The following is a 23,419-nucleotide window of genomic DNA, read 5'->3' as shown; positions in this document are numbered from 1 at the left end:
GCGGGCGCCGCTGGTGATCGCCGCCTCGCCCCGGCCCGCTCAAGGGCCCGGGGCGCGATCAGGTATTGCGCATCCCCGCTGACCTGCCTTCGACCGCGGTCGCGACCGTCGAGGTCGTCCCATTGCCACCGTGCGTGACGGTGAAGTCGGGAGCCGAGACGGGCGGCAGTGTTACCCTCGGGCTGGTGTGTGCGGGACGGTCAGGATTCGGGCAAACTTCGGTACGCATTCACCCTGTCCGAATAGATGACATCTGTGACAATTGTCCGGATTTGGGGCATCTGGTGGTTCGTGGCCGTCGTGACCCGAATCCGTGTCGCCGCCCGCGCGTCCCGCCCGCGGGCCGGCCGCGGCCGATGTATAACGAACACGGCGTCGCCTGCCCCCGTCCCGGACGTCGTCGCGCCTGGTAGGGCCACGGGCAGGGGGCGGCGCGCAGGAGCCGCGCCGGTGGTCGCGGGCGGTGCCGACGGACATTCCAGGAGGACGGCGAGCGCGTGTACTTGAAGAATCTGACGCTGCGCGGCTTCAAGTCCTTCGCGTCGTCCACCACGCTGAAGTTCGAGCCGGGCATCACCGCCGTCGTCGGGCCGAACGGCTCGGGCAAGTCCAACGTCGTCGACGCCCTGGCCTGGGTCATGGGGGAGCAGGGCGCCAAGTCCCTGCGCGGCGGCAAGATGGAGGACGTCATCTTCGCCGGGACCGCCAACCGGGCGCCGCTCGGCCGCGCGGAGGTGGTGCTGACGATCGACAACACCGACGGCGCCCTCCCGATCGACTACACCGAGGTCACGATCAGCCGGCTGATGTTCCGGTCGGGCAGCAGCGAGTACGCGATCAACGGCGACCCGTGCCGGCTGCTGGACATCCAGGAGCTGCTCTCCGACTCCGGCATCGGCCGCGAGATGCACGTCATCATCGGGCAGGGGCAGCTCGACCGCGTCCTGCACTCGGGCCCGGAGGGACGCCGCGCGGTGATCGAGGAGGCGGCCGGCGTACTGAAGCACCGCAAGCGCAAGGAGAAGGCGCTCCGCAAGCTCGACGCGATGCAGGGGAACCTCACCCGCGTCCAGGATCTCACCGGTGAACTGCGGCGGCAGCTGAAGCCGCTGGGCAAGCAGGCCGAGATCGCCCGCAGGGCCGCCGTCATCCAGGCCGATCTCCGCGACGCCCGGCTGCGGCTGCTGGCCGACGACCTGGTCACGCTGCGGACGAGGCTGGAGCAGGAGGCCGCGGACGAGGCCGCGATCCGGGAGCGCCGCACCGAGACCGAGCGGGCGCTGAACGAGGCGCAGGAGCGCGAGCGCGTCCTGGAGGCCGAGGAGGCCGAGCAGGCGCCCCGGCTCGCCCAGGTGCAGGACACCTGGTTCCGGCTGTCGGCGCTGAAGGAGCGGCTGCGGGGCGTCGCCGACCTCGCGGCCGAGCGGCACCGCAACGCCGCGGAAGCGCGCGAGGAGGAGCGCCGCGGCCGCGATCCCGAGGACATGGAGCGCGAGGCCGCGGAGATCCGCGAGCAGGAGGAGATGCTCCGGGCGGCGCTGGAGGAGGCCCAGGACGGGCTCTCCGCGGCCGTCGGGGAGCGGTCGGGCGCCGAGGAGGCGCTGGCCGCCGAGGAACGGCGGCTGCAGGCCGCCGCCCGCGCCGCCGCCGACCGCCGCGAGGAGCTCGCCCGGCTGCGCGGCCGCGTCGAGGCGCTGCGCAGCAAGGCCGCCGCCGGGCGGTCGGAGATCGGGCGGCTCGCGGAGGCGCGCGAGGAGGCCGAGCAGCGCGCCGGGGCCGCGCAGGCCGAGTTCGAGGCGTTCGAGGCCGAGGTCGTGGAGGACCCGGAGCTCGCCGCCGAGCACGAGGCGGCCCAGGAGGCGCTCGCCACCGCCAAGGACGCCGCCGAGTCGGCGCGCGCGGCGCTGGACGGCCCGCGCCGCGCGCTCAAGGAGGCGCGCTCCGCCGTCGGTTCGGCGAGGTCGGCGGACCAGGCCGCGCAGAAGAAGGTCGCGGCGCTGCAGGCCCGGATCGAGGCCCTCGGCCTGACGCTGGCCAGTGCCGCCGACGGCGGGGAGACCCTGCTGGCCGCGGGCGCGGACGGCTCGCTCGACGGCGTCCTCGGCACGGTCGCGTCGCTGCTGAACGTCCGGCCCGGCTACGAGACGGCGATCGCCGCCGCGCTCGGCAACGCGGCCGAGGCCATCGCGGTCGGCTCCCTGGACACGGCCGAGGCCGCGCTCGCGCTGCTGCGCTCCCGCGACTCCGGGCGGGCCGGGCTGCTCGTCGGCGGGGGAGCGGCCGCCGCGTCCGGTCGCCTCCCCGGCATCGACTACGCGGTCGACGCCGTCACCGTGCCGGACGGCGTGCGTCCCGCGATCGAGCACCTGCTGCGTGATGTGGCCGTCGTGGACGACGTTCCGTCCGCCGCCGCCTTGGTCCGGAGGGAGCCCTCGCTGCGCGCCGTCACCCGTGATGGCGAGCTCGTCGGCGCGCACTGGGCGCAGGGCGGCGCGGCGGCTGGAGCGCAAAGCCTTCTGCAGATGCGCGCGACGCTGGACGAGGCCACCGAAGACCAGGCCGCGGCCGAGACGGCGGCCGGCGTCGCGGCCGGCGACCTCACGGCCTCCATGGAGCGTGAGCACGCGGTCCAGACGGCGGTGGAGGCCGCGGAGGCCGCCGCCAACGAGGCCCAGTCAGGCGTCAATCAGGCACAGGCGGAGCTCGACCGGGTCCGCGCGCGCTTGCGCGAGTTCGACGCGCAGGCCGCCCGGGAGGCCCAGCGCGCCGCCCGCCTGGAGGCCGACGTCCGCGCCGCCAGGGGTGAGGCGGAGCGGCTCACCAAGGCCCTGGACGCGGCGAACGAGTCCCTGGAACGCGATACCGAGGCGGCCGAGGAACTCGCCATGCGGCTCGCCGAGTCGGAGGAGGCCGCGGAGGTCGCCGAAGAGGCCGGCCACGACACGGAGGCCCGCGAGGAGCTGAACGCCCGCTGCCAGGAACTCCGCGCCGTCGAGATGGAGGCGCGCCTCTCCGTGCGCACCGCCGAGGAGCGCGTCCAGGCCATCGCCGGACGCGCCGACGCCCTCGAACGCGGCGCCCGCCGCGAACGCGAGGAACGCGCCCGCGCGGCCCAGCGCCGCGCCCGGCGCGAGGAGCAGGCAAGGGTCGCCAAGGCCGTCCACCGGGGCGCCGGGACGGCCCTGGAGCGCATCGAGCACTCCCTGGCCGCGGCCGTCCGCCGGCGGGAGGCCGCCGAACAGGCCAAGGCCGCACGCGAGGCCGAGCTGAAGGTCGTCCGCACCCAGGTCCGCGAGCTGTCGGCGACCCTCGAACGCCTCGTCAACGTCGTCCACGGCAACGAGGTCGCCCGCGCCGAGCAGCGCCTCCGCCTGGAGCAGTACGAGCAGCGGGCCCTGGACGAGTTCGGTTTGGAAGTCGAGTCGCTGGTGTCGGAGTACGGGCCCGACCAGCCCGTGCCGCCCGACCCGGACAAGGGAGAGGACGCCCAGCCCGCCCCGTACGACCGGACCGTCCAGGAGAAGCGCGCCAGGACCGCCGAAAGGCAGCTCAACCAGCTCGGCAAGGTGAACCCGCTCGCGCTGGAGGAGTTCGCCGCGCTGGAGGAGCGGCACGCGTTCCTCACCTCGCAGCTGGAGGATCTGAAGAAGACCCAGCGCGAGCTCCTCGGCCTCGTCAAGGAGGTGGACGACCGCGTCCAGGAGGTCTTCGGCACCGCCTACGACGACACCGCCCGCGAGTTCGAGCGGATCTTCGCCCGGCTGTTCCCCGGCGGGGAGGGCAGCCTGTCGCTGACCGAGCCCGGCGACATGCTCGCGACCGGCGTCGAGGTCTCCGCCCGCCCGCCCGGCAAGAAGGTCAAGCGGCTGTCGCTGCTCTCGGGCGGCGAGCGGTCCCTGGTCGCGATCGCGTTCCTCGTCGCCGTCTTCAAGGCCCGCCCGTCGCCGTTCTACGTCCTGGACGAGGTCGAGGCCGCGCTGGACGACACCAACACCCAGCGGCTCCTCACCGTCTTCGAGGAACTGCGCGAGGCGTCCCAGCTGATCGTGATCACCCACCAGAAGCGCACCATGGAGGGCGCCGACGCCCTCTACGGCGTCAGCATGCGCAACGACGGCGTCACCCAGGTGGTAAGCCAGCGGTTGAGGGACTGATCGCGGTGCCTATTGCATTGCCCTTGGCGGTCAGGCCCTAGAGGGCCTTCCCTTCGGCGGGCGCCGCGCGCGATCGCTGCATCGCTCCGGCTCGCCCAGGGGCTCGCTGCGCGATCAGGTTCCTCGCAGGCTCGGAACCTGCCTTCGGACGCGATCGCAGGCGTTGATGTCGGTGCGTGGTGCTGTGGTGGCTGGGGCCGGTGCGCGAAAATTTCACATAATCAAAATAATGGTCACCAGTTCCTTGGAACGCGACACCTCATCAGTGTTCACATTTCGGGCGGACGCGAGAGGTGGTGCCGCATGATTTTTCCCAGCAAATAACGCGTTGGTTACATCGCATTCGCGCCGGTTATCGGGTGAGTGCCCGGAGGGTGTGCACTGACCGTGACCCTGTGGCGACGCTGACGGGCTTGTGAGGGGCGGAACGCATCCACTACCCATGTGCACCGTGGTTCTCCGGCTTCCCCACCGGGCGAACACCGTTCGGTACGGAGAATGCGGAAGGTGGTGCGCGTGGACCCCCAGAAACTCAAGGACAATTTCGCCCTCGTGGGCGCGAACGGCATCGAGGTCGCCGAATATTTCTACGCCGATCTCTTCGCACGCGAACCGGGGTTGCGGCCGATGTTCCCGGTGGCCATGGCGAAGCAGCACGAGGTCCTGCTCGCCGCGCTCGCCCAGATCGTCTCGTCGGTCGACGACCCCGACACGCTCGTCCCGTTCCTGCGTGATCTCGGCCGGCACCACCACGGGTTCGGCGTCACCGGAGACCACTACGCCCCGGTGGGCGCCAGCCTCCTGGCCACCCTCGCCTACTTCAGCGGCCCCGAATGGAACGAGGACCTCGAACGCGACTGGACGGCCGCCTACGGCCTCGTCGCGAAGGTCATGACGGAGGCCGTGGCCGTCTCCTGACCCGATATGGACGCCCTACGCCTGAAAACGAGCTTCGACCGGGTCGCCGAGCAGGGGGACGCGGTCGCCCTGTTCTTCTACTCCGACCTGTTCGTCCGCAACCCCCATCTGCGCGACATGTTCCCGATCGGCATGCGCGGGCAGCGCGACAAGCTGCTGCGCGCCCTCGGGCACATCGTCTCCCAGGCGGACGACCTGCCCGCACTCGTACCGTTCCTCCAGCAGCTCGGCCGCGACCACCGCAGGTTCGGCATCGTCTCCGAGCACTACCCGCACGTCGGCGCCAGCCTCATCGCCACCCTGCGGCACTTCAGCGGCCCCGACTGGACCGACGACGTCGAGAGCGACTGGAACGCCGCCTACAGCCTCGTCGCCAAGGTCATGCTGGAAGCCGCCGACGAGGACGCGCTGAGCAGCCCCGCCTGGTGGAACGGCCAGGTCATCGCGGTCGAGCGGCGCCGCTTCGACATCTGCGTCCTGCGCGTCCAGCCGGACCGGCCGCTGCCCTACCGGCCCGGCCAGTAGGTCGCGCTGGAGGTCCCGTCCCGGCTGCGGCACTGGCGGTACTACTCGATGGCGAACGCCCCCCGCCCCGACCACACCGTTGACTTCCACGTCCGGCTCGTGGACGGCGGCCCGGTCAGCCCCGTCCTGGTGCGGGGCACCGAGACCGGCGACCGGGTCCGCATGGGCGCCCCGGTCGGCACGCTCACCCTCGACGAGTCGTCCGGCAGGGACGTCCTGCTCGTCGCGGGCAGCACCGGCCTGGCCCCGCTCAAGGCGATCCTGGAGCAGATCTCGCTCCGCCCCGACCCGCCGCGGGTGCACCTGTTCTTCGGCGCCCGCACCAGGGACGGCCTGTACGACCTGGAGGACCTGACCAAACTGGCCGGCGAGTTCCCCTGGCTCACCGTCGTGCCCGCCGTGTCGGACGAGTCCGGCGGCCACGGCTTCACCGCGCGGCTCCAGTCCGGGGGCCGGGCGGGCGGCGGCGACGTCGAGCACGGGAACCTGTCCGACATCGTGGCCGGGCACGGCCCCTGGGACGGCCACGACGCCTACGTGTGCGGGCCGTCCGCGATGGTCGGGCACACGGTCGAGCAGCTGGCGCGGCTCGGCGTGCCGCGTGATCGCATCCGGCTGGAAACCTTCGCCGACGCACAGAGGTGAGCGCGTTGAACTCCCCGAACCTTCCCGTCGTCTCCGAGGGCGCGCGGCTGACCCCGGGCGAACTGCGGTCGGTGGTCTTCGCCCGGGCCGCCCTCGGCCGCCGCGGGTACGACGAGGAACAGGTCCGCAACTTCCTGGCCTACGTCGAGCGGCAAGTCGTCCAGATCTTCACCGACCAGGCGGCCCTCGCCGAGGAGGTCAACCGGCTGCGCGCCCAGGCGGCCAAGGGCGCCCAGGGCGTCATGGCCCCGGAGGACGCCCATTTCCAGGCCGTCCGAATCCTCTCGCAGGCCCAGCAGACCGCCGACCTGTACGTGGCGGACGCCGAGCGCTACACGCGCGAACTGGCCCACGAGGCCAGGCTGCAGCGCGAGGCGATCCTGTCCGACGCCAGGGGCCGCGCCGAGCACATGCTGGAGGACGCCCACCGCAAGGCCGCCGCAGTCGCCGACGCGGCCGTCCGCGAACACACGCCGTCACCCACCGCCGACGCGCAGCCGGACGACCAGCGCCGCGCGATGGAACGCGAGATCGCCTACCTCCGCACCTACAGCGACGTCTACCGCACCCACCTCCGCTCCTACCTGGAGGCCCTTCTGCGCAACGTCGACGAGTGGGAGAACGCGGAACGAGTTTCGACCCCCGTCCCCTGGCCAACACCCTGATGGACAGACCTGCCAACGACCCGGCCTGAGCCCATCCCCGCCGGACCGCGTCGGTATGACGTTCGACCGGCTCGTGACGGGGTTCTATGGTTTCTGGCCGGGTCACTCCCTGTTTCTTGGAGCGACCTCAGCCCGTGCGGAGCGGGGGTTCCAGGGGGTGGCCCCCCTGGGCTAGCAGGGGGGCCGCCCCCTGGGCGACACACTCTGGAAAACTGGGAGCGCTATGGAATATCTGATCGTCATCGCCGCGCTGGCCGCCGTCGCTCTGATCGTCGGCGGCGTCGTGCTGCTGCGGCCCCGTCGTGGAAGGCCGCGTCCGCCCGCCGAACGCCCCGCGGAGCGGACGGGCGGCGCGACCGTCGCCGAGGAGGGGGACGCGGGCGCCCCCACGATCGAGCGGGCGCCGCCGACGGAGGTTCCGGCGCCGCGGCCCACGGTCGAGATCGAGAAGCCGCCGCCCGGCGCGGGCCGGCTGGTGCGGCTGCGCGCCCGGCTCGCCCGCTCCCAGAACACGTTCGGCAAGACCCTCCTCGGGCTCCTGTCGCGCGAGACGCTCGACGAGGACGCCTGGGAGGAGATCGAGGACACCCTGATCACCGCGGACATGGGCGCGGCCGTGGCCCGGCAGATCACCGACGACCTGCGGACGCGGGTGCAGGTGCTCGGCACCCGCGAGGTGGGCGAGGTCCGGGAGCTGCTCAAGGAGGAGCTGGTCAAGCAGATCGGCCCGGATCTGGACCGCTCCCTGAAGACGGAGACGGCGGGGGGCCGTCCGGCGGTGCTGCTGGTCGTCGGCGTCAACGGCACCGGCAAGACCACGACCTGCGGCAAGCTCGGCCGCGTCCTCGTCGGGGACGGCAAGACCGTGCTGCTCGGCGCCGCGGACACCTTCCGCGCCGCCGCCGCGGACCAGCTGGAGACGTGGGCGAGCCGCGTGGGGGCGCAGGTCGTCCGCAAGGAGGAGGGCGCCGACCCCGCGAGCGTCGCGTTCGACGCGGTCAAGCAGGGCATCGACAGCAAGGTCAACGTCGTGATCGTCGACACCGCCGGGCGGCTGCACACCAAGACCGGACTGATGGACGAGCTGGGCAAGGTCAAGCGCGTCGTGGAGAAGCAGGCCACGGTCGACGAGGTCCTGCTCGTCCTGGACGCCACGACCGGGCAGAACGGCATGCAGCAGGCCCGCGTGTTCGCCGAGGTCGTCAACGTCACCGGCGTGGTGCTGACCAAGCTGGACGGCACCGCGAAGGGCGGCATCGTCGTCCAGGTGCAGCGGGAGCTCGGCGTCCCGGTGAAGCTCGTCGGGCTCGGGGAGGGCCCCGACGATCTCGCGCCGTTCGAGCCGGAGGCGTTCGTGGACGCCATTCTCGGTGACTGACATTTGCCGAAAAAATCGCTATGTGAGGATTTAGAAACACCGGCGAAACACGCCGGGGCCGGTTTTCACACCGCGGAAACGTAGCAGCCGATCGGGTGAAACGGCCGCGCCAGAGTCTCTGAGCAGTCACGTTCCCTGGCGAGGAGGGACTCTCTCAGAGATGAAGATCGATAGCGGTAACACCGCGTGGATCCTGACGAGCGCGGCGCTCGTTCTGCTGATGACACCGGGCCTGGCCTTCTTCTACGGAGGCATGAGCCGGGCCAAGAGCGTGCTCAACATGATGATGATGAGCTTCGTCAGCATCGCCACCGTCGGCATGGTGTGGATCGCCTACGGCTGGTCCATGGCCTTCACGTCGGGCGGCGGGCTCAGCTCCTTCGTCGGCGGGTTCAGCGAGTGGGGGCTGGTCGGGCTGGAGACCGTCGCCACCGCCGACGACGGGACCGGAATCCCGCAACTGGCGTTCGTGGCGTTCCAGGCCACGTTCGCCATCATCACGGTCGCGCTCATCAGCGGAGCCGTTGCGGACCGTGCCAAGTTCGGGGCTTGGGTCGTGTTCACCGTGGTCTGGGCGACGCTCGTCTACTTCCCGATCGCGCACTGGGTGTGGTGGTCGGACGGCGAGGAGGGCGGCAAGGCCGGCTGGATCTTCGAGCTCGGCGCACTCGACTTCGCGGGCGGCACCGTCGTCCACATCAACGCCGGCGTCGCGGCGCTCGCCCTGGTGCTCGTCCTCGGCAAGCGCCGGGGCTGGCCGAAGGAGCCGATGCGCCCGCACAACCTGCCGTTCGTCCTGCTCGGTGCGGGTCTGCTGTGGTTCGGCTGGTTCGGGTTCAACGCCGGCTCGGCCGGGGCCGCCAACGAGATCGCGGGCATCGCGTTCATCAACACCATCGGCGCGACCTGTGCCGCCGCGTTCGCCTGGATCGTCGTGGAGAAGCTGCGGGACGGCTCGTCCACCACGCTCGGCCTCGCGTCCGGCATCGTCGCCGGACTCGTCGCGATCACCCCGGCCTGCGCGTTCGTGACCCCGCTCGGGTCCATCGCGATCGGCCTCGTCGCCGGTGCCGTCTGCGCGTTCGCGGTCAGCCTCAAGTACAAGCTCGGCTACGACGACGCGCTCGACGTGGTCGGCGTCCACATGGTCGGCGGCATCGTCGGCGCCCTGCTCATCGGCGTCCTGGCCACCACGGCCGTCAACGAGGGCGGCGCCGACGGCCTGTTCGCCGGGGGCGGCGTGTCGCTGCTCGGCAAGCAGGCGATCGCGGTCGTGGCGACCCTCGCCTACTCGTTCGTGGCGACCTACATCATCGCCAAGATCATCGACCTGGTGATGGGCTTCCGGGTCAGCGAGGACGACGAGGCCGCCGGCCTCGACAGCACGGCGCACGCCGAGACCGCCTACGACTTCGGCACCATCCGGACGGGCGGCGGTTCCGGTGCGACGCTGGCCGCGGCCGCCGCGCCCGCCCCGGCCGGCGGGGACGCCGACAAGCCCGAGGGCGCGGCGAAGAAGGTGGAGGCGTAGGGATGAAGCTCATCACGGCGGTCATCAAGCCGTTCAAGCTGGACGAGGTCAAGAAGGCGCTGGAGACCTTCGGCGTCAAGGGCCTCACGGTCAGCGAGGCCAGCGGCTACGGCCGGCAGAAGGGGCACACCGAGGTCTACCGCGGCGCCGAGTACCAGGTCGACCTGGTGCCCAAGCTGCGGATCGAGGTCCTCGTCGACTCCGCGGACGCCGACGACATCATCGACGTGATCGTCAAGGCGGCCCGCACCGACAAGATCGGTGACGGCAAGGTCTGGGCCGTTCCCGTCGACACGGTCGTCCGCGTCCGCACCGGCGAGACCGGGCCGGAAGCCCTGTAGGCGTCCCGGTGACCCTCGCCACCCCGCGCCCCGGAGACCGCCCGGCAGGACCGGGCGGTACCGGGGCGGACGGGGCGGGAACCGCCCGTGCCGCCCTCGCGGCGGCGCGGGCCTCCCGCGCCGCGGAACTGGACCGCTGGCTGGGCTCCCTCCTCACGGCCGGCGGCACCCCGGACGGCGTGGCGCTCATCGCGGTCGGCAGCCACGGCCGCCGCGACCTGACCCCCGGCGGCGACCTCGACCTCGTCCTGCTGCACCGAGGCCGGGCCGACATCGCCGGGATCGCCGACCGGATCTGGTACCCCGTCTGGGACTCCGGGCTGCGGCTCGACCACTCGGTCCGCACCGTCCACGAGGCCCGCACCGTCGCGCGCGGCGACCTGAAGGCCGCACTCGGGCTGCTGTCGGCGCGCCGGATCGCGGGCGCCCACGCGCTCGCCGACGAACTGCGCGCCGCGGTCCTCGCCGACTGGCGGGCCGACGCGCCCGTCCGGCTGGCCGACCTGTCGGCGATGTGCCGCGAGCGCTGGGACGGGCAGGGCGAGCTGGCCTTCCTGCAGGAGCCCGACCTCAAGGAGGCGCGCGGCGGGCTCCGCGACGTCCACGTCATGCACGCCGTCGCCGCGTCCTGGGTGGCGTCCGCCCCGGGCGGGCAGGTCCGGGACGCCCACGACCTGCTCCTCGACGTGCGGCACGCGCTGCACGAGGTCACCGGCCGGTCCACCGACCGGCTCGTCCTGCAGGAGCAGGAGGCGGTCGCGCACGCCCTCGGCCTGCTGGACAGGGACGTCCTGCAGCGCTCGATCGCGGAGGCCGCCCGCACGATCACCTACGCGGCCTCCCACCTGTGGCGCCGCGTCGACCGCTTCACCGCGTCCCAGGGCCGGCGGCCCGGTGGCCAGCGGGCCGGTGGCCAGCGGCCCGGTGGTCAGCGGCGTGGCGTGGAGCGGCGTCCCGTCGGGGACGGCGCCGTCGAGCACGAGGGCGAGGTCGTGCTCGCGCGGAACGCCGACCTGGACGACCCCGCGCTCGTCCTCCGCGTCGCCGCGGCCGCGGCCCAGGCGGGCCTTCCGCTCGCCCCCGCCACGGTCTCCCGCCTCGCCGAGCACGCGGCCCTGCCTGCGGCGCCGTGGCCCGCCGAGGCCCGCGACGCCCTCGTCGCGCTGCTCGGCGCCGGTCCAGCCGCCATCGGCGTGTGGGAGGCCCTCGACCAGGCGGGGCTGGTCGTCCGGCTGCTGCCCGACTGGGAACGCGTCCGCAACCGCCCGCAGCGCAACCCCGTGCACCGGTTCACCGTGGACCGCCACCTGGTGGAGGCCGCCGCGGGCGCCGCCGCGCTCACCCGCGACGTCTCCCGGCCCGACCTGCTCCTCGTGGGCGCGCTCCTGCACGACATCGGCAAGGGCTGGCCGGGCGACCACTCCACCAGCGGCGCCGTCGTCGCCCGGGACCTCGGCGCCCGCCTCGGCTTCCCCGAGGAGGACGTCAGCGTGCTGGAGACGCTCGTCCGCCACCACCTGCTGCTCCCCGAGACCGCCACCCGCCGCGACATCGACGACCCGGTCACCGTGCGGACCGTCACCGCCGCCGTCGCCGAGGTGCCCGGCCGCGAACGCGAGATCATCGAGCTGCTCGCCGCCCTCGCGATCGCCGACGGCAACGCCACCGGCCCCGCCGCCTGGGGCGCCTGGAAGGCCCGGCTCGTCGCCGAACTCGCCCGCCGCTCCGCCGCCGCGCTGGCCGGCGGGACACCGCCGCCCGCCCCCGGCCCCGGCCCCGACCGGCTGGCCCTCGTCCGCCACGACGGCGGCGCCGTCCGCGTCAGCGGCTCCCGCATCACCATCGCCGCGCCCGACCGCCCCGGCCTGCTGTGGCGCGCGGCCGGCGTCCTCGCCCTGCACCGGCTGGCGGTGAAGACCGCCCGCACGATCTCGTCCACCGAGGACTCCGCCGGGACCGCCGTCCTGGACTTCACCGCCGTCCCCGAGTACGGGACGCCGCCCGACCCGGCCGGCCTGGAGGCGGACCTGCGGCGCATGCTCGCCGACCGGCTCGACGTGGCCGGCCTGCTCGAACGCCGAGCGAGGTCGGCCCGGGTGCGTCCGGGCGTGACGGTCCCGCCGCCCCGCGTGCTGATCGTGGACGACGCGTCCCGCACCGCCACCGTCATCGAGGTCCGCGCCCACGACCGGCCAGGGCTGCTCTGGCGGATCGGGCAGGCGCTGGGCGCGTGCGGCCTGCGGGTCCGCGCCGCTCGGGTCGACACCCTCGGCGCCGAGGCCGTCGACGTCTTCTACGTGGTGGACGAGCGCGGCCGCCCGGTGGAGGACCCCGCCGTCCTGGCCGATGTGCGGACCGGGATCCTCGCGTCCCTGCGCTGACCCGCGCGTTTCCCGGCGACCGCCGGGCGGCCGCGGAAAGGGCTCGGCGAGACGGGTGGGGCTCGGCCGGTGACCCGATACGCTGATAGACGATCCCAGAAGCTTTCCAAGGACGGTCCAGACACGTGTTCGAGACGCTCTCCGACCGGTTGACGACGGTCTTCTCGTCGCTGCGCAGCAAGGGCAGGCTCTCCGAGGCCGACATCGACGCCACGGCCCGGGAGATCCGGATCGCGCTGCTCGAGGCCGACGTCGCGCTGCCGGTGGTCAAGGACTTCATCGCGCAGGTCAAGGAGCGGGCGCGGGGCGCTGAGGTCTCGCAGGCGCTGAACCCGGCGCAGCAGGTCGTCAAGATCGTCAACGAGGAGCTCATCAACATCCTCGGCGGCGAGACCCGCCGGATCAAGCTCGCCAAGACCCCGCCCACCGTGATCATGCTCGCGGGCCTGCAGGGCGCGGGCAAGACCACCCTCGCCGGCAAGCTCGCCCGCTGGCTGAAGCAGGAAGGCCACGCCCCGATGCTCGTGGCCGCCGACCTGCAGCGGCCCAACGCCGTCCAGCAGCTCGAGGTCGTCGGCGAGCGGGCCGGGGTCGCGGTGTTCTCCCCCGAGCCGGGCAACGGGGTCGGCGACCCGGTCGACGTCGCGCGCCGCTCGATCGACCACGCGCGGCAGGCCCAGCACGACGTCGTCGTCATCGACACCGCCGGCCGCCTCGGCATCGACGCCGAGATGATGCAGCAGGCCATCGACATCCGCGACGCCGTCCAGCCCGACGACGTGCTGTTCGTCGTCGACGCCATGGTCGGCCAGGACGCCGTCAACACCGCCCAGGCGTTCGTGGACGGGGTCGGCTTCGACGGCGTCGTCCTCACCAAGCTCGACGGCGACGCCCGCGGCGGCGCGGCGCTGTCGGTGCGGCACATCACCGGCCGGCCGATCATGTTCGCCTCGACGGGGGAGAAGCTGGAGGACTTCAGCGTCTTCCACCCGGACCGCATGGCGGGCCGGATCCTCGACATGGGCGACATCCTCACCCTGATCGAGCAGGCCGAGCAGGCGTTCGACGCCGAGCAGGCCGAGCGGATGTCCACGAAGTTCGCCTCCGGCGAGGACTTCACGCTCGAGGACTTCCTCGAGCAGATGATGATGATCCGCAAGCTCGGCCCCATCGGGAACCTGCTCGGCATGATGCCGGGCATGGGGCAGGTCCGGGACCAGATCAGCGGGATCGACGACCGGGACCTGGACCGCATCGCCGCGATCATCCGCTCGATGACCCCGCAGGAACGCGCCCAGCCCAAGATCATCAACGGTTCGCGGCGGGCCCGCATCGCGCGCGGTTCCGGCGTCGGCGTCGGCGAGGTCAACAGCCTGGTCACCCGGTTCTTCGACGCGCAGAAGATGATGCGCCAGATGGCCGGGGGGATGGGCATTCCCGGCATGCCAGGGATGCCGGGCGGACGGAAGAAGGCGGCCAAGGCGAAGGCGGCCAAGAACAAGAAGGGCAAGCAGCGCAGCGGCGACCCGCGCAAGCGCGCCGCCGGGGGGAAGGGCCGCCAGGACGACCAGCAGCCCGCGGCCGACGCGATGCCCCAGGGGCTCCCGCCCGGCCTCGGCGGGGGGCAGCTTCCCCCGGGCCTCGGCGGCGGCCAGCTCCCGCCCGGCTTCCAGATGCCCGACCTGGGCAAACTGCAGGGCCGCAAGAAGAAGTGACCGCTCGTTCCGCCCTCGGGCGGGCGCGTCCCGGACACGGCATCGTGCGATTGCGCTTTCGCCGCCATCGTCTGGCAGAATGGCTTGCTGGAAACCCGGATCCGCGAGGCGCCCTCTCTCGTCCTGCGCGGCCGGAGTCCATCGGACGGCCGTGAGCCGGTGTTCCCCACCTGGCACGGGCCCGTCCACCCGTAATGAAGTCTGGAGTGCACCACACCCGTGGCAGTCAAGATCAAGCTCAAGCGTCTGGGGAAGATCCGGAACCCGCAGTACCGGATCGTCGTCGCCGACGCCCGCACCAAGCGTGACGGGCGCGCCATCGAGGAGATCGGGCTCTACCAGCCCAAGCAGGAGCCGTCCCTCATCAAGATCGACTCTGAGCGGGCGCAGTACTGGCTCGGCGTCGGCGCGCAGCCGACCGAGCCCGTGCTCAACCTGCTGAAGATCACCGGCGACTGGCAGAAGTTCAAGGGCGAGCCGGGTGCCGAGGGCACCCTCAAGGTCGCCGAGCCCAAGCCCGACAAGAAGGCCGTGTTCGAGGCGGCCGTCAAGGAGTCGATGGGCGACGCCCCGGCCCCGGCCCCGGCGGCCAAGGGCAAGAAGAAGGCCGAGCCGAAGAAGTCCGAGGCGAAGCCCGCCGAGACCACCGAAGCTAAGAGCGAGGGCTGACCGTGCTCGAAGAAGCGCTCGAGCACCTGGTCCGCGGGATCGTGGAGAACCCGGACGACGTCCGGGTCCGCGCCCGCCGGATCAGGGGCGGCCGGGTCCTCGAGGTGCGCGTGCACCCCGAGGACCTCGGGAAGGTCATCGGCCGCAGCGGTCGTACCGCCAAGGCCCTGCGCACCGTGATCAGCGCCCTGTCCGGGGGCCGCTACGTGCGCGTTGACCTGCTCGACGTCAACGAGGTCCGCTGAGTGGCGTCCCGATGAGCGAACCGCTCGTGGTGGGACGGATCGGACGGGCACACGGGATCCGCGGTGAGGTCGCCATCGATGTCCGCACGGACGAGCCGGAGTCCCGGTTCGCCGCGGGCACGACGATCGCCACCGACCCCGCGCCCACCGGCCCCCTCACCATCGAGCGCGCCCGCTGGCATTCGGGGCGCCTGCTCGTGCGCTTCGCCGGGATCGGCGACCGGTCCGCCGCGGAGGCCCTCCGCGGCACCTGGCTCGTCGTCGACCCCGGTGACATCGCCCCGTCCACCGACCCGGACGACTACCACGACCAGGAACTGATCGGCCTCACCGTCGTAACCGCCGACGGCGGCGCCGTCGGCGAGGTGGCCGACATCCTCCACCACGGCCAGGACCTCCTGGTCGTACGGGGCTCCACCGGCGAACGCCTGGTCCCCTTCGTGGCAGCGATCGTCCCCGAAGTGGACGTCCCCGGGGGGCGGCTGGTAATAACCCCGCCCCCCGGCCTGCTCGACCCCTCTGACTAAAGCGCGCGAGTGTCTTCGCTGCTCTGCGGAGCCGGTGCCTTCTCCGTGCCGAAGCGGAGACTTCCTCGGAAGGACTCCGATGAGACTCGACATCATCACGATCTTCCCCGAGTACTTCGGTGCCCTGGACATCTCCCTCCTGGGTAAGGCGCGGCGGGCCGGCATCCTCGACGTGCACGTCCACGACCTGCGCGACTGGACCCACGACCGGCACCGCACCGTGGACGACACCCCGTACGGCGGCGGCCCCGGCATGGTCATGAGGCCGGAACCATGGGGCGAGGCCCTGGACGCCCTGGTCCCGCCGCTCTCCGGCCGCGTCGACGAGAACTCCCCGCGGCCGGCCTCCGGTGCGTCCCCCGCGGGCCTCCTGTCTTCGACTACGTCCGGTGCGACCACATCGGACGCGGGATCCTCGCGGCCAGAAACCCTCAACCCGGCGTCTCCCGCCACCGCACCCGGCAACGGAGCACCCGGCACGGCCTCCGCCGACGCAGCGTCCGGCGGAAGGCCCGGCAACGCGGCGGCGGCTGGCGGGACGTCCGGCAACGCGCCTTCCGGCGGCGAAGCTTCCGGTACCGCAGCAACCAGCGGGGCGTCCGGCAGTGAAGCTGTCGGGCGGGAGGACGGTAACGCATCACCCGGCGGCATGGCACTCGGCGGCATGGCACTCGGTGGCAGGGCGCCCGGCGGTGCGGCATCCGGGGGTGCAGCGACAGGTGGTGTGGCGACAGGCGGTGCGGTGTCCGGGGAGACGGCGGGCGGCCGGGGGACGGGAGAGCTCGGGCCGCCGCGGCTGATCATTCCGACACCGAGTGGGCGGCCGTTCACGCAGGCCGATGCGGTCCGGTACGCCGCCGAACCGTGGCTCGTGTTCGCCTGCGGCCGCTACGAGGGCATCGACTCGCGTGTCGCCGAGGAGGCCCGCACCCGCATGCCGGTGGACGAGGTCAGCCTCGGTGACTTCGTGCTCGCCGGCGGAGAGGTCGCGGTCCTCGTGATGGTGGAGGCGATCGGGCGGCTCCTGCCCGGTGTCCTGGGCAACGCCGACTCCGTCGCCGACGACTCCTTCGCGCCCGGCGCCATGGAATCGCTGCTGGAGGGCCCCGTCTACACCAAGCCCCCGGTCTGGCGCGAGCGGCCCGTGCCCGACATCCTCCTGTCCGGACACCATGGCGCGATCGCCCGCTGGCGACGGGACGAGGCGCTCCGCCGGACCGCGCGGACCCGTCCCGAGCTGCTCTCCCGCCTCGATCCGGAGGCCCTCGACAAGCATGATCGCGCCGTGCTCCGCGAGGCCGGTTTTCCGGTTGACGGCGAAGATATGGCAGACTAAAGCGTCCGTGCGTCCAGACCGCACGGCACCCCACGACCACATTCCGCGGCGCGACGCCCCCACGCACGATCCACCGGGGCCTCTCGGCGCCCGCGTTCGACCATGAGGAACCTCTGCGATGCACACCCTGATCCAGGAGATCGAAAAGGCCGCGATGCGCGCCGACGTCCCGGACTTCCGTCCGGGCGACACGCTGAAGGTTCACGTGCGTGTCACCGAGGGTAACCGGAGCCGTATCCAGGTCTTCCAGGGCGTGGTGATCCGGCGTCAGGGCGGCGGCGCCCGCGAGACCTTCACCGTCCGGAAGGTCAGCTACAGCGTCGGCGTCGAGCGGACGTTCCCGATCAACAGCCCCTCCATCGACAAGATCGAGGTCGTCACCCGCGGCGACGTCCGCCGCGCCAAGCTCTACTACCTGCGCAACCTCCGCGGCAAGGCGGCCCGCATCAAGGAGAAGCGGGAGAACTGAGCCCCCTCCTCGCTCGCGAACAGGACAACAAGAGCTGATGAACCACGACGCCCCGGGACCCCGTAACGGTGACCGGGGCGTTGCCGGTTCCGGAGGAGGAAGTCCGCCTTGAACGCCGGCGACACGCCCACGGGAGGCGTCCCGCGGGGCCCACGCCGCTAGGCTTTCGCTCTGATGACTGACGAGGACGATCGGAGAGACGTGCGATCCGAAGCCGAGGGCGCGGTGCCCGAGGAGAAGGAGCCTGTGGACTCGGCCGAGGAGACGGGCGACGACTCCGAGGACGACGGCAAGAAGGAAGAGAAGAAGCAGGGCTCGTTCTGGAAAGAGCTCCCGATCCTCATCGTGGTCGCCGTCGTCCTGGCCCTGGTCATCAAGGCGTTCGCGGTGCAGGCCTTCTACATCCCGTCCGGCTCCATGGAGAACACCCTCCAGGTCGGCGACCGGGTCCTCGTCAACAAGATCGTCTACCACACGCGTGACGTCGCCCGCGGTGACGTCATCGTCTTCAACGGCCTCGACTCCTGGGACCCCGAGATCCAGGTGGACGAGCCCGGCAACCCCGTCTCCAAGGTGCTGCGCGCGATCGGCACGGCCTTCGGTGTCGCGCCCAACGAGAAGGATTACATCAAGCGCGTCATCGGCGTCCCCGGCGACCGCGTGAAGTGCTGCGACGCGCAGGGACGGGTCACCGTCAACGGCGTCCCGCTGGACGAGAACTCCTACCTCTACACCGACCCGATCACGAACGAGCGGAACAAGCCGTCCAACGATCCGTTCGATGTCACGGTGAAGCCGGGCCAGCTCTGGGTCATGGGCGACCATCGCGAACTCTCCTACGACTCGCGCTCCCACCGCGGCGACCCCGGCGGCGGCACCATTCCCGTCGACCGCGTCATCGGCCGCGCCTTCGTCATCGTCTGGCCCCTGGACCGCGCCGACACCCTCCCGATCCCCGACACCTTCAAGCAGCGCGGCCTGGCAGTGCCGGCCGCAGCCGCACTCCCCGCCACCCCCTATGCCCTGGGCGTCCTCTGCACCCTCCCTCTCGCCTACCTCCGCCGCCGCCACTACAAGAAACCGCGACCGCCGCTCACCAACGCGAGCGCGCCTTAAGCGGGAAGGGAAGTTCCGGAGCGGTAGGTGCTGTCGGGACGTACGCTGCGTTGCATGAAAGGTCGTCCGCTTCGTTTCACGCCGCGCCGCGACGCCGGGATGCATCGGTATGAGCGTGCCCTGGAGCACGCCGGGTTCAGTCCGGTGGCGGGCGTCGACGAGGCCGGACGGGGAGCGTGCGCGGGCCCGCTGGTCGTGGCGGCGGTGATGCTTCGCGGCGGACGGCGCAGGATCGACGGCCTCACCGACTCCAAGCTGCTCACTCCCGCGCGCCGCGAGGAACTGTACGCCGAGATCACCGAGCGCGCGCAGGCGTGGAGCGCGGTGGTCATCCCGTGCCACGACATCGACCGGCTCGGCCTCCACCGCTGCAACGTGACGGGGATGCGGCGGGCCCTCGCCGCCCTGGACGAGCAGCCCGCCTACGTGCTCAGTGACGGATTCCCGGTCCCCGGCCTGAGCGTCCCCGGGCTCGCGATGATCAAGGGCGACCAGGTCGCGGCCTGTGTTGCGGCGGCCTCGATCGTCGCGAAGGTCACCCGAGACCGGATCATGGTGAATCTTCATGAGCGCTACCCGGAGTACGGGTTCGACCTCCACAAGGGCTATGTGACCCGGGCGCACGGCAGAGCGCTCGCCGCGCACGGACCTTGTCCTGAACATCGCTTCTCCTACGTCAACGTCGGCCGTGCCCTGCGTAACAATGGAGAGGTGGAGCTGGTGGAGGAGACCGAAGGGGAGATCCCCGGCGAGGACCGCACGGAAGGGGCACGAGCGTGAGCGCCGAAGACCTCGAGAAGTACGAGACCGAGATGGAACTGCAGCTCTATCGCGAGTACCGCGACGTTCTCGGGCTCTTCGCCTACGTCGTCGAAACCGAGCGAAGGTTCTACCTCACGAACTCGGTCGACCTCCAGGTCCGCACCACCGACAACGGCGAGACCTTCTTCGAGGTCACGATGCAGGACGCCTGGGTCTGGGACATGTACCGCCCTGCCCGCTTCGTCAAGAACGTGCGTGTCGTCACGTTCAAGGACGTCAACGTCGAAGAACTCGCCAAAACCGACTTCGAACTCCCCGCAAACCGATAACCGACTAGGGCATCCCACCTCCCCTCGTCCCAGCGCGCACTCGCCGCCCCCCACCCCAGCCGAAGACGACGACCGCGACCACCAACCGCGCACCACCCACCCACAACGCGACGCGGCACTCTCTCCGACACCTCACTCCGCTCGTTTCGTGTGCGCGTCGCTCGGGTTCGGTTGCTCGGTCTGATGTCCGATGCGGGGGTCTCGTGCGGGGGGTTTAGTTCGGTTGTCTGCCTGGGTGTTCGTGTGGTCGCTTCGTGCTGGGGTGGTTGCATACACGCTGGGGCGGCCTTGGCCGAGGTTGACGTCTGGAAGACGTCTACGGCGCCTTGTCTGTGTCGACGTGGTGGTCACTTGGTTGAGGAATGGGTGCGTGCGCCGCTTCCGTTCCGTGCCGCTCCGGGCGTGGGCGGCCGGAGGGATTGACTGGCTCGCGGTGGCTGGTGCGGGAACCGGTTGGGCCGGTTGGTCGGGTTTGGGGTCATGGGGGGTGTGGGGGAGGGGTGGGGTGGGTCGGGGTGTCGGTCAGGGGTTTGGGGGTTTTTGCTGACTTGGTTAGGCGCCAGCCTGCGGATACGCGTTCTACGAAGCCCGCCGCTGCAAGGAGGCCGAGTTTGGCGTTGATCGTGGTCAGGTCGACGCCCGCCTTGACGGCGAGTTGGGCGGGGCCGGTGGCGCCGCGGGCGGGGAACGCTTCCAGGACCGCGCGGGTGACCGGTTCGAGGCGGTCGCGGGGGAGGACGGGGGTGTGCGGTGGCGGGGCGAGGTCCGTGCCGATGCTCCCCACCGCCTCGATGATCTCCTCCGTGCGGGTGACGAGGGTGGTGCCCTCCTCGCGCAGCAGCCGGTGACAGCCGACCGACGTCCGGCTGGTGACGGAACCCGGCATGGCCATGACGACGCGGCCGAGCCTGGCCGCCCAGCCCGCGGTGTTGAGCGCTCCGCTGCGGGCTTCCGCCTCGATGAGGACCGTCCCGCGGGACAGGGCGGCGATGACGCGGTTGCGGACGAGGAACCTCAGGCGATGCGGGTGCGTGCCCGGCGGCGACTCGCTCACCAGGAGGCAGCGCCGGGCCATCTCCGCGAACAGGCCCTCGTTGGACGCCGGGTACGGGACGTCGACGCCGTTGGCGAGGACGGCGACGGTGGAGCCGTCGGCGGCCAGGGCGCCGCGGTGCGCGGCGGCGTCGATGCCGAGGGCGCCGCCGGAGATCACCGTCCAGCCCCGGTCGGCCAGCTCCGAAGCGAAGTCGGCGGCTGCGCGCAGCCCGTAGGGGGACGCGGCGCGGGAACCGACGACGGCGACCGAACGCAGGCAGCCGTAGCGCAGGTCGCCGGGGCCGCGCAGCCACAGGGCGTACGGGCGTCCGTCGCCGAGGTCGTCGAGGGTCGTCGGCCATTCGGGGTCTCCCGGGCAGATGAGGCGGCCGCGGAACCGGGCGCACACGGCCATGTCCTGGTCCGGTTCGGCGGCGATGAGCCGGATGCGCCATTGGCCGAGCCGCTTGACCTCCTTCGCGTCGGCGATGACGCCGTCGGGCAGCGTGCCGGTGCGGATCGATTCGAGTGCCCGCTCCGCACCGGAATGGTCGATGATCCGGTTGAGGAACGTGTCGCCGGGCTCCGCCACGGCGGTGAGGGTGGCTCGGGCGGTTCGCTCGTCGCTCATGGGCGCCCCGCCGACCACAGCATGAGCGCGCCGCCGACGTCGTCCGGGCCGGGTTCGTCATGGCCCGCCAGGTCCGCGATCGTCCAGGCGACCCTCAGGACGCGGTCGAGGCCGCGTGCGCTGAGCGCGCCCCGCTGCAGGGCCTCATCGGCGCCCTGCATCGCGTCGGCCGGAGGTGTGAAGCGGCGGCGCAGTTCCGGTCCGGGGATCTCGGAATTGGACCGCCACGGGGTGCCTGCGAGGCGTCTGAGCGTCCGTTCCCGCGCGAGCTGGACACGTTCGGCGACGACCTTGCTGGACTCCGCGAACTCCAGGTCGTAGCGGAGTTCGGCCCGGGTCGCGGGCGCCAGTTCGAGTTTGAGGTCGATGCGGTCGAGAAGCGGGCCGGACAGGCGGGACGCGTACTTGCGGCGGACACCGGGCGCGCAGGAGCAGTCGATCTGCTTGGCCGCGGCGCACGGGCACGGGTTCGCCGCGAGGACGAGCGTGAACCGGGCGGGGAACCGCGCCATGCCCTCGATCCGGCTGATCCGGACCTCGCCCTCTTCCAGCGGCTGGCGGAGGGCGTCGAGCGTGCCCGCGATGAACTCGGGAGCCTCGTCCAGGAAGAGGATCCCTCGGTGCGCGAGGGACACCGCGCCCGGCTGGAGGACGCGGCCCGAGCCGCCGCCGACCATCGAGGCGCGCGAAGCGGTGTGGTGCGGCGCGTAGAACGGCGGTTGCGTGATCAGCGGCTGCCCCGGCCGGAGGGTCCCGGCGACGGAGTGGATCGCGGTGACCTCCAGCGCGATGTCGGGTTCCAGGGGCGGCATCAGCGTCGGCAGCCGTTCCGCGAGCATGGTCTTCCCGCAGCCGGGTGGGCCGGCGAAGAAAAGGTGGTGACCTCCTGCGGCGCTGATCTCCAGCGCCCGGCGTGCCTCTGCCTGGCCGCGCACGTCGTTCAGATCGAGGTCGGGCGGTATGTCCTGCTGCCGCAGGGCGAGATTGTCCGTGGGCGGGGACGGGCCGTCTTCCTCGTCCTCCTCGATGGGCGGCGGCTCGTCTCGCAACAGGCACAGGAGGCCGCGCAGAGTGCTCGCGGATACCACCTTCATTCCCGGGACGAGTTCCGCCTCGGCGGCATTGGCCTTCGGGACGACGACCGTGTGGCAGCCCTGGTTCGCCGCGGCCAGCACGGCGGGCAGGACGCCCTGGATGGGGCGCAGGCGTCCGTCCAAGCCGAGTTCACCGATCAGCACGAGCCCGGCACACGCCCGAGCGGGAACGGCCTCGGCCGCCGCGAGCAACGCGATCGCGATGCTGATGTCGAAGGTCGAGCCCTTCTTCGGCATGCTCGCCGGGAACAGCGACACCGTCACATGCCGGTTGGGCCAGTCCTCGCCCGAGTTGAAGATCGCGGCGCGGACCCGGTCGCGGGCCTCGCTGAGCGCCGTGTCCGGCAGGCCGACCAGGTGCAGGCCCGGGACGCCGCTGGTGATCGCCGCCTCCACGTCCACCACGAAGCCGTCGACACCGACGAGGGAGACCGAGCGGGTCTTGGCGAGCGTCACCTAGCACACCTCCCGCAGATGGTCGATAGAGAAGCCGTCGCCGTCCGCGACGAGGCCGAGGACGTCCACCCGCACGCGCGGGCCGCCGGCGCCGTGTTCGGCGGCCCACCGCCCGGCCAGGCGCCGCAGCCGGGCCGCCTTGTCCGTGGTGATCGCTTCGAGGGGGTCGCCGAACCGTGCCGAGCCGCGGGTCTTCACCTCGCAGACGACGTGGCCGCGGCCGTCGTGGGCGATGATGTCGAGCTCGCCGCCGTCGCACCGCCAGTTGCGCTCGACGATCGTCCAGCCGAGTCCGGCCAGGTAGTCGGCCGCCGCGTCCTCGCCGCGCCGGCCGAGACTGATATGGGCTCTCATGGCCTCACCTCCGGCCTTCGACGCTGCCGGAGGGTGACGTTGCGTCGCCGAGAAACGACTGCCTGTGGATAACTTCGGGAGAGCAATCCCGGCGACTCGCGCGAAACGGTCTGAGGTCCTTGCTTCGCGGAGGCCGTTGGCGC

20 protein-coding genes and 2 pseudogenes are annotated in these 23,419 nt (G+C 71.9%); 19 read left to right on the top strand and 3 right to left on the bottom strand.

From position 1 onward, the window contains the following. Nucleotides 1-497: 497 nt before the first annotated feature. The 19 genes and pseudogenes from smc (at nt 498) to IEZ03_RS09075 (ending at nt 19,706) form a co-directional block, all read left to right on the top strand. Complete coding sequence (gene smc, locus IEZ03_RS09160) at nt 498-4,154, top strand: chromosome segregation protein SMC (protein WP_184887044.1); 3,657 nt, start codon at nt 498-500, stop codon at nt 4,152-4,154. A 516-nt stretch (nt 4,155-4,670) separates the two neighbouring features. Beyond that, on the top strand, nt 4,671-5,072 hold the full coding sequence (locus IEZ03_RS09155) for a globin domain-containing protein (RefSeq protein WP_184887043.1): 402 nt from the start codon (nt 4,671-4,673) through the stop codon (nt 5,070-5,072). 6 nt (nt 5,073-5,078) lie between these two features. Next, nucleotides 5,079-5,597, top strand: coding sequence for a globin domain-containing protein (locus IEZ03_RS37715; RefSeq protein ID WP_221480840.1), 519 nt, complete (start codon nt 5,079-5,081; stop codon nt 5,595-5,597). Between the two features lie 6 nt (nt 5,598-5,603). Beyond that, nucleotides 5,604-6,242, top strand: a complete 639-nt coding sequence (locus tag IEZ03_RS37710) for an FAD-binding oxidoreductase (RefSeq protein ID WP_308427955.1) — start codon at nt 5,604-5,606, stop codon at nt 6,240-6,242. 5 nt (nt 6,243-6,247) lie between these two features. Beyond that, nucleotides 6,248-6,907 (top strand): DivIVA domain-containing protein, encoded by a 660-nt coding sequence (locus IEZ03_RS09145; protein ID WP_184887042.1) that lies wholly within the window; start codon nt 6,248-6,250, stop codon nt 6,905-6,907. A gap of 223 nt (nt 6,908-7,130) precedes the next feature. Then, nucleotides 7,131-8,285, top strand: coding sequence for a signal recognition particle-docking protein FtsY (ftsY, locus tag IEZ03_RS09140; protein ID WP_184887041.1), 1,155 nt, complete (start codon nt 7,131-7,133; stop codon nt 8,283-8,285). A 160-nt stretch (nt 8,286-8,445) separates the two neighbouring features. Further along, nucleotides 8,446-9,816: an ammonium transporter gene (locus IEZ03_RS09135; protein WP_184887040.1), complete on the top strand. Its 1,371-nt coding sequence runs from the start codon at nt 8,446-8,448 to the stop codon at nt 9,814-9,816. A 2-nt stretch (nt 9,817-9,818) separates the two neighbouring features. Continuing rightward, complete coding sequence (locus IEZ03_RS09130; RefSeq protein ID WP_132050311.1) at nt 9,819-10,157, top strand: P-II family nitrogen regulator; 339 nt, start codon at nt 9,819-9,821, stop codon at nt 10,155-10,157. An 8-nt stretch (nt 10,158-10,165) separates the two neighbouring features. Next, the gene (locus IEZ03_RS09125; RefSeq protein WP_184887039.1) at nt 10,166-12,538 is read left to right on the top strand and encodes a [protein-PII] uridylyltransferase; all 2,373 of its coding nucleotides are present in this window, start codon (nt 10,166-10,168) and stop codon (nt 12,536-12,538) included. A 125-nt stretch (nt 12,539-12,663) separates the two neighbouring features. Further along, nucleotides 12,664-14,253 carry a signal recognition particle protein gene (gene ffh / locus IEZ03_RS09120; protein WP_184887038.1) on the top strand — a complete coding sequence of 530 codons (1,590 nt, stop codon included), beginning with the start codon at nt 12,664-12,666 and terminating at the stop codon, nt 14,251-14,253. Between the two features lie 219 nt (nt 14,254-14,472). After that, on the top strand, nt 14,473-14,922 hold the full coding sequence (gene rpsP / locus IEZ03_RS09115; protein WP_132050316.1) for a 30S ribosomal protein S16: 450 nt from the start codon (nt 14,473-14,475) through the stop codon (nt 14,920-14,922). 2 nt (nt 14,923-14,924) lie between these two features. Continuing rightward, nucleotides 14,925-15,167, top strand: coding sequence for an RNA-binding protein (locus IEZ03_RS09110; protein WP_021598307.1), 243 nt, complete (start codon nt 14,925-14,927; stop codon nt 15,165-15,167). Between the two features lie 11 nt (nt 15,168-15,178). Next, entirely contained in the window at nt 15,179-15,694 is a 516-nt protein-coding gene (gene rimM, locus IEZ03_RS09105; RefSeq protein ID WP_184887037.1) for a ribosome maturation factor RimM, read from the top strand. 79 nt (nt 15,695-15,773) lie between these two features. Further along, nucleotides 15,774-16,034 (top strand): annotated as a pseudogene (locus IEZ03_RS09100) (tRNA (guanosine(37)-N1)-methyltransferase TrmD); the annotation flags it as partial. A 438-nt stretch (nt 16,035-16,472) separates the two neighbouring features. Continuing rightward, nucleotides 16,473-17,030, top strand: a pseudogene (trmD, locus tag IEZ03_RS09095) (tRNA (guanine(37)-N(1))-methyltransferase); the annotation flags it as partial. Nucleotides 17,031-17,148: 118 nt separating this feature from the next. Then, a complete protein-coding gene (rplS, locus tag IEZ03_RS09090; RefSeq protein WP_131956169.1) occupies nt 17,149-17,499 on the top strand; it encodes a 50S ribosomal protein L19 in 351 nt (116 codons plus the stop codon). Between the two features lie 201 nt (nt 17,500-17,700). Continuing rightward, entirely contained in the window at nt 17,701-18,615 is a 915-nt protein-coding gene (lepB, locus tag IEZ03_RS09085) for a signal peptidase I (protein WP_229808157.1), read from the top strand. Between the two features lie 54 nt (nt 18,616-18,669). Beyond that, complete coding sequence (locus tag IEZ03_RS09080; RefSeq protein WP_184887035.1) at nt 18,670-19,395, top strand: ribonuclease HII; 726 nt, start codon at nt 18,670-18,672, stop codon at nt 19,393-19,395. After that, nucleotides 19,392-19,706 carry a DUF2469 domain-containing protein gene (locus IEZ03_RS09075; RefSeq protein ID WP_184887034.1) on the top strand — a complete coding sequence of 105 codons (315 nt, stop codon included), beginning with the start codon at nt 19,392-19,394 and terminating at the stop codon, nt 19,704-19,706. The genes IEZ03_RS09080 and IEZ03_RS09075 overlap by 4 nt, the downstream gene beginning before the upstream one ends. A 478-nt stretch (nt 19,707-20,184) precedes the next feature. Here the strand turns inward: IEZ03_RS09075 and dprA are convergent, their stop codons facing one another. The 3 genes from dprA to IEZ03_RS09060 are packed head-to-tail and all read right to left on the bottom strand — an operon-like array spanning nt 20,185 to nt 23,276. Further along, nucleotides 20,185-21,372, bottom strand: a complete 1,188-nt coding sequence (gene dprA / locus IEZ03_RS09070) for a DNA-processing protein DprA (protein ID WP_184887032.1) — start codon at nt 21,370-21,372, stop codon at nt 20,185-20,187. Then, on the bottom strand, nt 21,369-22,922 hold the full coding sequence (locus tag IEZ03_RS09065) for a YifB family Mg chelatase-like AAA ATPase (protein ID WP_184887030.1): 1,554 nt from the start codon (nt 22,920-22,922) through the stop codon (nt 21,369-21,371). Before IEZ03_RS09065 ends, dprA begins: the two co-directional genes overlap by 4 nt. Further along, nucleotides 22,923-23,276: a YraN family protein gene (locus IEZ03_RS09060; protein WP_184887028.1), complete on the bottom strand. Its 354-nt coding sequence runs from the start codon at nt 23,274-23,276 to the stop codon at nt 22,923-22,925. Nucleotides 23,277-23,419 lie beyond the last annotated feature (143 nt).

It is taken from the genome of Actinomadura livida (assembly GCF_014648675.1).
Lineage (GTDB): Bacteria > Actinomycetota > Actinomycetes > Streptosporangiales > Streptosporangiaceae > Spirillospora > Spirillospora livida.
The sequence above is the reverse complement of the archived record's forward strand: the minus strand, read 5'-3'. Positions and strand labels throughout refer to the sequence as shown.